The 11,196-nt window shown below is 71.1% G+C and carries 11 protein-coding genes; 5 read left to right on the top strand and 6 right to left on the bottom strand.

Annotation, left to right across the window (positions count from 1 at the left end):
* Window positions 1–156: 156 nt before the first annotated feature.
* On the bottom strand, window positions 157–897 hold the full coding sequence (locus AB0A97_RS31770) for a DUF4097 family beta strand repeat-containing protein (RefSeq protein WP_361156317.1): 741 nt from the start codon (window positions 895–897) through the stop codon (window positions 157–159).
* A 229-nt stretch (window positions 898–1,126) separates the two neighbouring features.
* Window positions 1,127–2,074 carry a sigma-70 family RNA polymerase sigma factor gene (locus tag AB0A97_RS31765; protein ID WP_361156315.1) on the bottom strand — a complete coding sequence of 316 codons (948 nt, stop codon included), beginning with the start codon at window positions 2,072–2,074 and terminating at the stop codon, window positions 1,127–1,129.
* 209 nt (window positions 2,075–2,283) lie between these two features.
* On the opposite strand from AB0A97_RS31765, the gene AB0A97_RS31760 reads away from it, so the two are divergent.
* Entirely contained in the window at window positions 2,284–2,778 is a 495-nt protein-coding gene (locus AB0A97_RS31760; protein WP_361156313.1) for a carboxymuconolactone decarboxylase family protein, read from the top strand.
* A 61-nt stretch (window positions 2,779–2,839) separates the two neighbouring features.
* Here the strand turns inward: AB0A97_RS31760 and AB0A97_RS31755 are convergent, their stop codons facing one another.
* Both AB0A97_RS31755 and AB0A97_RS31750 read right to left on the bottom strand, forming a co-directional pair.
* A complete protein-coding gene (locus AB0A97_RS31755) occupies window positions 2,840–3,472 on the bottom strand; it encodes an AAA family ATPase (RefSeq protein ID WP_361156311.1) in 633 nt (210 codons plus the stop codon).
* 136 nt (window positions 3,473–3,608) lie between these two features.
* Window positions 3,609–4,832: a beta-ketoacyl-[acyl-carrier-protein] synthase family protein gene (locus tag AB0A97_RS31750; protein ID WP_361156308.1), complete on the bottom strand. Its 1,224-nt coding sequence runs from the start codon at window positions 4,830–4,832 to the stop codon at window positions 3,609–3,611.
* A gap of 398 nt (window positions 4,833–5,230) precedes the next feature.
* Here AB0A97_RS31750 and AB0A97_RS31745 point away from each other — a divergent pair, with 398 nt between their 5' ends.
* Window positions 5,231–7,453: an NADP-dependent isocitrate dehydrogenase gene (locus AB0A97_RS31745; protein ID WP_361156306.1), complete on the top strand. Its 2,223-nt coding sequence runs from the start codon at window positions 5,231–5,233 to the stop codon at window positions 7,451–7,453.
* 145 nt (window positions 7,454–7,598) lie between these two features.
* Here the strand turns inward: AB0A97_RS31745 and AB0A97_RS31740 are convergent, their stop codons facing one another.
* Entirely contained in the window at window positions 7,599–8,711 is a 1,113-nt protein-coding gene (locus AB0A97_RS31740) for an NAD(P)/FAD-dependent oxidoreductase (RefSeq protein ID WP_361156304.1), read from the bottom strand.
* Window positions 8,712–8,843: 132 nt separating this feature from the next.
* On the opposite strand from AB0A97_RS31740, the gene AB0A97_RS31735 reads away from it, so the two are divergent.
* Entirely contained in the window at window positions 8,844–9,545 is a 702-nt protein-coding gene (locus AB0A97_RS31735) for a TetR/AcrR family transcriptional regulator (protein ID WP_361156301.1), read from the top strand.
* 4 nt (window positions 9,546–9,549) lie between these two features.
* On the opposite strand, the gene AB0A97_RS31730 is transcribed toward AB0A97_RS31735, so the two are convergent.
* Window positions 9,550–10,320, bottom strand: coding sequence for a LysR family transcriptional regulator substrate-binding protein (locus AB0A97_RS31730; protein WP_361156298.1), 771 nt, complete (start codon window positions 10,318–10,320; stop codon window positions 9,550–9,552).
* A gap of 58 nt (window positions 10,321–10,378) precedes the next feature.
* On the opposite strand from AB0A97_RS31730, the gene AB0A97_RS31725 reads away from it, so the two are divergent.
* A complete protein-coding gene (locus AB0A97_RS31725) occupies window positions 10,379–10,783 on the top strand; it encodes a DUF5997 family protein (RefSeq protein WP_361156295.1) in 405 nt (134 codons plus the stop codon).
* A 205-nt stretch (window positions 10,784–10,988) separates the two neighbouring features.
* The gene (locus AB0A97_RS31720) at window positions 10,989–11,171 is read left to right on the top strand and encodes a hypothetical protein (protein ID WP_361156293.1); all 183 of its coding nucleotides are present in this window, start codon (window positions 10,989–10,991) and stop codon (window positions 11,169–11,171) included.
* The last annotated feature ends 25 nt before the right edge of the window (window positions 11,172–11,196 follow it).

Below are 11,196 nucleotides of genomic sequence, written 5' to 3'. Positions count from 1 at the left end.
CCGGCGGGGTGCGCTCCCCTGCCCCCACCTGTGGCGGGGCGGGGGGGGGGCCCCCCCCCCCCCCCCCCGCCCCCCCCCCCACGACGACCCGTCGCTACGACCCTGTACGACGACTCCTTGCCCCGTCCCTTCCTGGTGGTCGTCCCGTCGCTCGGGTCAGCCTGCCTTGACCGTGAGGGCTCCGTTCGCCGTGGTGAGGTCGAGCCGGTATGCGCCGGCCGGGTCGTTGGGTATACCCAGGCTCTTGTGACCGTTGTCGGCCTCGGCGGCTATTCGGTAGCGGTGGTGCGGGCCGCCGGGCACGGTGAGGCTGATCGCACCGTTCGATGTCTCGGCCAGGACGTTCTGCGGTGACTCCGTGACGAGGTCGACGGCGCCGTTGCTGGTCCGCGCCTGTATCCCGTCCCCCTTCAAGCCGCGCCCGTGGATCCGGCCGTTGGAGGTACGGACGTCCACGGCGCCCGTCACGCCGTTCAGGTTCACCGCGCCGGAACTGGTGGTAACCCGTACCGGGCCGACCTCCGAGAGGCTCACCGCGCCGGACGCGGTTTCGCCCGTCACCGGGAGGCCCGCCGGCACGACGACCGTGTAGTGCACCGAGCAGTTCCTCCCGCAGTCACCGAGCACCAGTACACCGTTCTCCACGCGGTGGCTCGCTTTCTCGGGCCGCTCGCCCCGGTACCGCAGCTCGCGGTGGACCGACACGGTGTCGAGGGACTTCTTGCCGCGCAGGGTGAGGCCGCCCGAACCGCTGTCCAGGCGTACGGACTTGACGTCGGCGGAGAGCTTGGCGTCGTCCTCGTAGGTGGAGCGGTCCATGAGTCCGCATGCGCCGATCCCGCTCACAGCGATACCGGCCAGCGCGACGGCCGCGAGGACTCGGAGATGACGACGCACGGTTTCCCCCTTGGTTCAGTGCACGGTGCGCCACGCGCAGGTCGCGTGCGCGGTGCGGATCGCCGCGCCTTCCGATGCGGCGATCTTCAGGTTAGAGCGCCGTCCACAGCCGCGACCATGAGGAAAACCCCCGCTTCCACCTGCGGAACACCACAGTGCCGTCGGCATACGTTCCTCCCGTCAGCCGTCAGCCGTCAGCCGTCAGCCGTCAGCCGTCAGCCGTCAGCCGTCAGCCGTCAGCCGTCAGCCGCCTGGCGTCAGCGTCCGCGCCGAGTACCGTCAGGTCCAGCCCCCGCAGCCGTTCCGGATCGGCGAGGATGTCGATCGCGGCGATCTTCCCGCCCACGACGGTCAGGCCCATCACCGATACCGGCGCCCCGTCCACGACCGTGACCACCCCCGCGGCCCCGTTCACCAGCGCGTACCGCGCACCGTGTGCGGACCGCCGGAAAGCGAGCGCCCGCCCGGCCACCTCGTGCGCACCGCGAACTGTCCTGGTCAGCCCCGGGAACCCGGCGCCCGTGTCGGCACGGAGCACCACGTCCGGATCGAGCACCCCGAGCAACCCCTCGAAGTCACCGTCGCGCGCGGCGGCCAGGAAGGCATCGACCACCTCGCGCTGCCGCACGAGACCTGTGTCGGGCACGGCGGCCGCGTTCCGCACCCGGCGGCGAGCCCGGCTGGCGAGCTGCCGGGCCGCGGCCGGAGTCCGTCCGACGACGGGCCCGATCTCGTCGAACGGCACCCCGAACATGTCGTGCAGGACGAACGCGAGGCGTTCGGCGGGCGCCAGCGTCTGGAGCACCACCAGCAGGGCGAGGCCGACCGCGTCGGCCAGCAGCGCCTGCTGCTCCGGATCGGTCCCGTCCGTACCGCTGCCGTCCCTTCCGCCGCCGGTGGCCCTGCTGATGACGGGGTCGGGCACCCGTACGTCGAAAGGCTCCTCGCCGCGCGCCGTACGCGTCCGCAGCAGATCCAGGCACACCCGGCCGACGACGGTCGTCAGCCAGCCGCCGAGGTTCGCCACGTCGCTGACGTCGGAGCGGCTGAGCCGCAACCAGGCTTCCTGCACGGCGTCGTCCGCCTCGCTCAGCGAACTGAGCATCCGGTAGGCCACCGCCCGTAGATGCGCCCGGTGTTCCTCGAAGCGCTCCGCCAGGAAATCTTTCTCGTCCACCTGTCACATTCTCCCGTCGTGTTCCGTCAGAACGATGACGAATCGTTTCCCCTCGATGTGACGGACCGCCTCGCAGGACCGGTGCGCCCGGACCGACACAGGAACAGGGCAAGAGCAGCAGGACAGGAGCCACGATCATGCAGAGCACACAGAGCACACAAGGCACGCAAAGAATGCAGGACACACAGAACACACAGCGCGCTCAGGGCATGGCGGAAGCTCAAAACACGCAGAATGCCTACGCCGCCGTGCAAGCACGGATACCGAACCCGGCCATGCTCCTCCCCGGCGTCACGGAACCGGTCCTCGCCGTTCTCAAGGCGGTCAGGAAGGCCGGTGTACCGCAGGCCACGCTCGACCTGGTCCACCTTCGGGCGAGCCAGATCAACGGATGCAGCTACTGCGTGCACGGCGGCACGCTGCAGGCCCGGAAGGCCGGCGAGCGTGACGAGCGGCTGCACACGGTGGCGGCCTGGGCCGACGCCCCCTTCCTCACTCCGGCCGAGCGCGCGGCGCTGGCGCTCACCGAGGCCGTCACCCGGCTCAGCGACCGTACCGACCCGGTACCGGACGCGGTCTGGAACGAGGCCGCGGTGCACTACGACGAGCGGCAACTCGCCGCTCTGGTCCTCATGATCGGTATGACGAATTTCTTCAACAGGGTCAACGTCAGCACCCGGCAGGTCGCGGGCTCTGCCTGGTAAGGCCACCCGATCCACCGACCGGGTTCGCCGATCGAGCTGATCGGCCGGGCCGACCGCCGGGTCAGCCGAAGCGGATGTGCTTGACGCTCGTCCACGTACGGCGCAGCCGCCCACGGAGCGCGCTGTCGGTGTCGGGGGCCAGCTCCAGCCCGGCCGAGGCGGCGATGCGGTCGGCGACCTGTGCGACCGTACGCCGGTCGGTCCACACGTGCTCGCTGAACTCCGGCCCGCGCAGCCGCTCCAGACAGTGGTCCAGCTTCGCCACGGCGAAGCTCTCCCGCCGCAACGGGGTGTCCTTCCCGGCGACGAACCCCACCAAGTGCCCGAAGCCGCGCTCACGCAGCCGCCGCAGCACCGTCCGCCGGTCCGCGAGCAGTGCGAAGTGCCGGACGTCGTGGCCGTGGTCCCGCAGCCGGCCGACGATCTCCTCGAAGTAGGCGGTCTCCACGAGTGTCATCGGGGCGATCACGGTGCCCGGGTGCTTGGTCAGGGTCAGGTCCAGCACCTCGTGGACGCCCTGCCGCCAGGCCGGGAGGTCCTGGAAGTCGCCGCGCAGGGCCGGCGGCGTCATCCGGTGCAGGCCGAAGCCGACGTGCTCGGGGTCGCAGATGACGCTGCCGGGAAGCCGGCGCTGGATCTCGTGCGCGGTCTGCGTCTTGCCGCCGCCGAAAGGGCCGTTGATCCACAGGAGCATGGGCGGCACTGTACGAGTACGGGCTCCCGCGGGGCGAGGGCTTCCACGGCACCGCCTTCCGGCGCGCACCGTTTCCCGCCCCGTAGCCTCCTAGCCCCGTACCCCGTAGCCCGTCCCCGCCCCCTACTCCACCCCCTCAGCGCGCCGCCGTGAACACCAGGCACGCGTTGTGACCGCCGAAGCCGAAGGAGTTCGTGAGGGCGGAGGACAGGGCGCCCTTCCGTGGCTCGCCCATGACGACGTCGAGGCCGACCTCCGGGTCGAGGGTGTCGACGTTCTGTGTCGCGGGGACGACACCGTCGCGTACGGCGAGGATCGCGGCGAGTGCGCCGGCCGCGCCGGCCGCGCCGAAGAGGTGGCCGGTCATCGACTTGGTCGCGGTGACGGACGGATGGGTGCCGACGGCCTCCGTGATCGACCGGGCCTCCGCGAGGTCGCCCAGTGGCGTGGACGTCGCATGGGCGTGCACATGCTCGATGTCGCGCGGGCACAGCCCGGCGGCGGACAGGGCCAGCCGCATCGCGCGGACCTGCCCCTCGGGGTGCGCGGCCGTGATGTGGTGGGCGTCCGAGGTGACGCCCGCGCCCGCGAGGGTGGCGTGCGCGCGGGCCGCGCGGGCGGCGGCGAATCCGGCGCGTTCCAGAACGACCACGGCCGAACCTTCGCCGATCACGAAACCGTCCCGGTCGACGTCGAACGGGCGTGATGCCAGCTCCGGCTCGTCGTTGCGCGTGGAATGCGCCTTGGCCTGGGCGAAACCCGCCAGCGGCAGCGGGTGGACGCACGCCTCGGCGCCGCCCGCCACGACCACGTCGGCCCGGCCGAGACGGATCAGATCCAGGCCGATGGCTATGGCCTCGGCCCCGGAGGCGCAGGCACTGACCGGCGTGTGGGCGCCGCCGCGCGCTCCCAGTTCGATGCTGACCCAGGCGGCGGGGCCGTTCGCCATCAGCATCGGGACGGTGTGCGGGGACACCTTCCGTACGCCGGACGTTTCGAGTACGTCGTCCTGGCCGAGCATGGTGAGGGCGCCGCCCGTACCCGTACCGATCACCACGGCCAGCCGCTCCGGATCGACGGCCGGTGCCCCCGCGTCGGCCCACGCCTCCCGGGCCGCCACGAGCGCGACCTGTTCGCACCGGTCCATGCGCCGGGCCTGCACCCGGTCCAGGACCGTACCGGGCTCGACCGCGAGCCGGCCCGCGATCCGCACGGGCAGTCCGGCCGCCCACTCCTCCTCGATGGCGCTGATGCCGGACCGCCCGGCCAGCATGCCGTCCCAGGTCGAGGCGGCGTCTCCGCCCAGCGGCGTCGTGGCGCCGAGCCCGGTGACCACCACATCCTCGGTGACCGCACGCATGAGATGAACCCCCTTTGTCGTATGGATACAACTTCCCGGGCCGAATCGGGTCGGGAAATGATCAACTTGGTGCTCACTCTGCCAGGGGAGCGCTGGAGTGACAGGTGGCAGCTTCCACGGAGTTCGGGGGCGTCAGGTTGTGGGAAGCATGCAAAACGGTCGCGGCGGGACGGCGCATACGAGTCGACTGCCGAGCGGGCGGCGACGGGATCCCGGTACGTGCCCCCGCCACCCCCGCCAACCCGGCTGACCCCGCCCGGAACCCGACACGTGACCCCGCCCGGAACCCGACAGGGACCCCGCCCGGATCCCCGACAGACCAGGGCCCTTCCTGTAAGGACCCGATCACGAGATATCTTGATGTCGAGCAATGTTGCAGACGTGGAGCGGAGCACCCGGTGACTGACTCGACCATCATCTACACACACACTGACGAGGCCCCGGCCCTGGCGACGTATTCGTTCCTGCCGGTGGTCGAGGCTTACGCCTCGACGGCCGGGGTCGCGGTGGAGAGCCGTGACATCTCCCTGGCGGGCCGCATCATCGCCGGTTTCCCGGAGTGGCTCCAGGAGGAACAGCGCATCGACGACGCCCTCGCCGAGCTCGGTGAGCTGGCGAAGACGCCCGAGGCCAACATCATCAAGCTGCCGAACATCTCGGCCTCGATCCCGCAGCTCAAGGCGGCCGTCGCCGAGCTGCAGGAGCAGGGGTACGCGCTGCCGGACTACCCGGACGACCCGAAGACCGACGAGGAGCGCGACATCCGCGCCCGCTACGACAAGGTCAAGGGCAGCGCCGTCAACCCGGTGCTGCGCGAGGGCAACTCCGACCGCCGCGCCCCCGCCTCGGTGAAGAACTACGCCAAGGCCAACCCGCACCGGATGGGCGCCTGGTCGGCCGACTCGAAGACCGAGGTCGCGCACATGAGCGGCGACGACTTCCGCTCCACCGAGAAGTCCGCGGTCATCGCCGAGGACAGCACCCTGCGCATCGAGCTGGCCGGTGACGACGGCTCGACCACCGTCCTGCGCGAGTCGGTACCGGTGCTCGCGGGCGAGGTCGTGGACGCCTCCGTCATGCGCGTCGCCGTGCTGCGCGAGTTCCTCAAGGAGCAGGTCGCCCGCGCCAAGGCCGAGGGCGTGCTGTTCTCGGTGCACCTCAAGGCCACGATGATGAAGGTCTCCGACCCGATCATCTTCGGTCACGTGGTGCGCGCCTTCTTCCCGAAGACCTTCGCCGCGTACGGTGACGTGCTCGCCAAGGCCGGCCTGACCCCGAACGACGGTCTCGGCGGCATCTGGAAGGGCCTGGAGGCGCTGCCCCAGGGCGAGGAGATCAAGGCCTCCTTCGACGCGGAGCTGGCCGAGGGCCCGGACCTGGCCATGGTCGACTCCCACCGGGGCATCACCAACCTGCACGTCCCGAGCGACGTCATCGTCGACGCCTCCATGCCGGCCATGATCCGCACCTCCGGCCACATGTGGAACAAGGACGACCAGGAGCAGGACGCCCTCGCCGTCATCCCGGACAGCAGCTATGCCGGCGTCTACCAGGCCGTCATCGAGGACTGCAAGGCGAACGGCGCGTACGACCCGTCGACCATGGGCTCGGTGCCGAACGTCGGTCTGATGGCGCAGAAGGCCGAGGAGTACGGCAGCCACGACAAGACCTTCGAGATCGCCACCACCGGCACGGTGCGGGTCCTCGACCAGGACGGCAACGTCGTACTGGAGCAGACGGTTGCCACCGGCGACATCTTCCGCATGTGCCAGACCAAGGACGTGCCGATCCGCGACTGGGTGAAGCTGGCCGTCACCCGCGCCCGCGCGACCGGCGACCCGGCCGTGTTCTGGCTGGACGAGGGCCGCGCGCACGACGCGAACCTGATCGCCAAGGTCAAGCAGTACCTTCCGGAGCACGACACCGAGGGCCTGCAGATCGAGATCATGTCCCCGGTCGAGGCGACGAAGTTCTCCGTCGAGCGCATCCGCCGCGGCGAGAACACCATCTCCGTCACCGGCAACGTGCTGCGTGACTACCTCACCGACCTGTTCCCGATCCTGGAGCTGGGCACCAGCGCCAAGATGCTGTCGGTGGTGCCGCTCATCAACGGCGGCGGCCTGTTCGAGACCGGCGCCGGCGGCTCCGCGCCCAAGCACGTCCAGCAGCTGGTCAAGGAGAACTACCTGCGCTGGGACAGCCTGGGCGAGTTCCTCGCGCTCGCGGTGAGCTTCGAGCACCTCGCGCAGAAGACGGGTAACGCGCGCGCCCAGGTGCTCGCCGACACCCTCGACCGCGCGACCGGCTCGTTCCTCGCCGAGAACAAGTCGCCCAGCCGCAAGCTCGGCGGCATCGACAACCGCGGCAGCCACTTCTACCTGGCCCTGTACTGGGCCCAGGAGCTGGCCAAGCAGACCGAGGACGCGCAGCTCGCGGAGTCCTTCGCGGCCCTCGCGGCGACGCTGGCCGAGCAGGAGCAGACCATCGTCGACGAGCTGATCGCCGTCCAGGGCTCGCCGGCCGACATCGGCGGCTACTACCAGCCCGCGGTGGCCAAGGCCGCGGCCGTCATGCGCCCGTCGCAGACGTTCAACCAGGCGCTCGCCACCCTCGGTAGCTGATACGGCGCCGGGCACCGGCGGACGGGTGCTCCCGTCCGCCGGCCGCCCCGCACCTGTACGACGGGTCCGCCCCGGCCGACAGCACTGCTGTCCGGCCGGGGCGGACCCGTCCCTGTTCGGCGCGCGCGGACGAGCCGGAGCCCGCTCACGGCACCAGGTGCTTCAGCCCCTCCGCGCACTTCTTCGCCAAGTCGGCGGACCGCGGCAGCATCAGCTCCTCGTACGCACGTACCGCGTCGTCCACCCGCTCCTCGCCGACCAGCGCCTGCGCCAGGTCGGCGCCGTCGAGCAGCGCGTGGTTGACGCCCACGCCCAGGGGCGGCATCAGGTGCGCGGCGTCGCCCAGCAGCGTGACGCCCGGCACGTGCTCCCAGATGTGCGGTACCGGCAGCGCGAACAGCGGCCGGTTGGCGAAGCCGTGGTCACCGTTGAGCATGGCGTACCGCAGTCCCTCGGCCCATCCGTCGAGCCTCTTCCCGAGGAACGCGCGCATCGCCGCCGTGTCGTCCACGTCCAGCCCGGCGGTCGTGAGCCAGTCCTGCGGGGCCCGGAAGGCCACGTAGACGCGGATGTGACCGTTGCTGTTCCGCTGGGCGAACAGGATCGTGGAGCCGGACTCCGCCACCAGCGTGCCCGGGCCGACCAGTTGCGCGAGGGCGGGGTGGCGTACGTCGCTGTCGTCGAAGCCGGTTTCGAGGAAGGCGACGCCCGTGTAGGCGGGGAGGGCGTCCGAGACGGCCGGGCGGACCCGCGACCACGCGCCGTCGGCGCCGACGACCAGGTCGAAGTCCTCGGAGCTGCCGTCCGCGAACTCCAGACGGCAGGTGCCGTCACCGAGCGGCGTGGCGCCGCCGACGGCGCTTCCCCAGCGGACCGTCCCCGGCGCGAGCGAGTCCAGCAGCAGCTTCCGCAGGTGCCCCCGGTCGATCTCCGGCCGGTCCTCGACGCCCGCGCCCTCGTCCCCCGGAGGCCACTCCTGTTCCAGGGCGGCCGCGGTGGCGTGATCCACCTTCCGCCACTCCTGGCCCTCGGGGCGGGACAGGGCGTGGAACCCGTCGAGCAGCCCCGCCGCGCGCAGAGCCGCCTGGCCCGTATCCGGGTGCAGGTCGAGACTGCCGCCCTGGGAACGGGCGTCCGCGGACGCCTCGCGCTCGAAGACGGCGACGGAACGGCCGTGAAGTTGCAGGATGCGGGCACAGGCCAGGCCGCCGGGGCCGGCGCCGACGATCGCGACGCGGGCCGCACGGGTGGAATTCATGGGTCCCCCTCCAGGGATGCGCGGAGCGCCGGACCGCACGTCCGGCGCCTCTCCAACTAAAAAAGCACACCCACTAAAAAAGTGCAATGAATTAACCTTCGTACTCGATGCACCACACGGTAGGCTGCACCCGTGACCGAACCCGTTCCCCGCATCGAGCCCCCGCCGCCTTCCCGGGGCGCCGCTCCCGTCGGCCGCCGCGAACGCAAGAAGGCACAGACCCGCAAGGCACTGGCCGACGCCGCCCTGCGGCTCTTCCTGGAGCGCGGCTACGAGCAGGTCGGCGTCAAGGAGATCGCCGATGCCGCCGACGTGTCGGTGACGACCTTGTTCAAGCACTTCGCCGGCAAGGAAGCGCTCGTCTTCGACCAGGAGGACGACATCGAGGCCGCCCTCGTCGCCGCGGTACGCGACCGGGCCCCCGGCCAGTCGGTTCTGCGGGCCCTGCGCGAGTACGTCCTGCTCTCCGAGAAGGACACCGCGCACCCGGAAATCGCCGCGTTCGTCCGCCTGGTGACCGACACCCCGGCGCTGAGCGACTACGCCCAGCGGATGTGGATGCGTCATGAATCGGCCCTGGCCCGCGCCATCGCCGAGGAGGTCGGCGCCCCCGAGGACGACGTCACCTGTGCCGCCCTGGCCCACTTCGCCCTCGCCTCCCGCACCCTCAGCGGCCAGTACACCACCCCCCGCCGGGCCACCGAAGAGATCTTCGACCTGCTGGAGCGGGGGTGGGAGGCGGTCCGTCCGGGAGCTGACCGGTCGGGTTCGTCCGGAAACCGACCGGTCAGGTCCGTCCGGGGAGCCGACCGGTCACGTCCGTCCGGAAGCTGACCGGTCAGCGGCGGGGCTTGCCCCGCTTGGCGCCCTTCGGGGCGCCGGAGCCGCCGCGCGGGCTGCGGGTGCCCTTGCCGGCGGGCTTGCGCGCGGCGGGCTTCTGGCGGGCGCCGGCCTTGGCCGGCTGCTTGGACTTCGACTGGGCCGGAGCCGGGGCCTGGGTACGGCCGCGCGAGCTGTTGACGGTCCGGCCGCGGACGATGCCGATGAAATCCTCGACCTGGTCGGTGGTCCGCTCCTCCGGCCAGGCCAGCGCGACCTGGGACTGGGGGGCGTCCGTCAGCGTCCGGTACTTGAGGTCCTTGCGGTGATGCAGCCGGGCCAGCGACTGCGGGACGACCAGCAGGCCGATGCCCGCCGCGACCAGCTCGATGGCGTCCGCCGTCGTCGCGGGCCGCTCGAAAGCGGGCTGCCCCGGCGGGCGCTCCCAGCCGAGGGTGTCGTCGAGGGGATGCAGCACGACCTCGTCGGCCAGATCCTCGAGGGAAACCTCGTCGGCCGCTGTGAAGAGGTGGTCCTTCGGGACCACGACCACCGTCGTCTCCGTGTAGAGCGGGATCGCGCTGAAGAACGTACGGTCGGCCGGCAGCCGTACGAAACCCGCGTCGGCACCGCCGTCCCGCAGTACGTCGTACGCCTCGGCGGGAGGCGTCGCGACGAGTTCCAGCGGGATGCCGGGCAGCCGCTCGTTCCAGATACGCACCCACTTCGTGGGCGTCACCCCCGGGACGTACGCGAGCCGGAACGAGAGGGTTTCTTCCGAGCCTGTCACTCCGCCAGGTTACCGGTCGTGGTCAGCGGTAGCGCACACGATCGATACCCTTGACATCATGACGTCGCACCAGAACACCCAGACGATGAAGCCCGCGACCGCGGCGAAGAAGCTGGGTGTGTACCTCGAAGCCACCCCCGCCGCGTTCCAGGAGGGTGTCGTCTCGCGCGCCGAGCTGAACGCGCTGCAGACCGACCCGCCCGAGTGGCTCCGGGAGCTGCGGCTCAACGGCCCGCACCCGCGGCCCGTCGTGGCGGCGAAGCTGGGCGTCTCCATCTCGGGCCTCGCCCGCGGCGGAGTCACCGAGGCGCTCACCACGGAGCAGATCGACGCGCTGAAGGCGGAGTCCCCCGAGTGGCTCCAGAAGGAGCGCGCCACCCAGGCCGAGGTCCGCAAGGAGAACGTGCGGATCAAGGAGAAGCACAAGGTGGAACAGGCGAAGCGCGAGCAGCAGGACCAGTAGAACGTAGAACAACGCGTAACGAGTAACCGTCAGCCGGCACGGAACGACAAGCCGGCACGCAGCCGGTGGCAGAGGAGCGCGGGCGAGGGTAAACGCCCGCGCTCCCCTCACCTGCCCTGACGCCGTCATCGCCACCGATGCGGCGCTTTCTCCAGACGCCGTCGTCGCCACCGATGCGGCCGTTTTCCTGACGCCGTCCGACCCGATGCGTTCGTACTTCTTCGGCGCGGCCTGGGCGCAGGACCGTGGTCTCGCTTTCGACCGTGAGCTGCTGTTCGTCTCGACCCTGCCTGCCCCACGACGTTCGGTAGCCGGTGGCAACAGTCTGATGGCAAAACGGGCGGACGGCTGCGACGCCGGCACCGGTCTGGCGGCGGCCCCGCCCTGATGGTGGCAGGCGGGGCCGGTGTGGG

The organism is Streptomyces sp. NPDC045470 (assembly GCF_040646595.1).
Taxonomy (GTDB): domain Bacteria; phylum Actinomycetota; class Actinomycetes; order Streptomycetales; family Streptomycetaceae; genus Streptomyces.
This window is presented reverse-complemented; position numbering and strand designations above follow the sequence as displayed.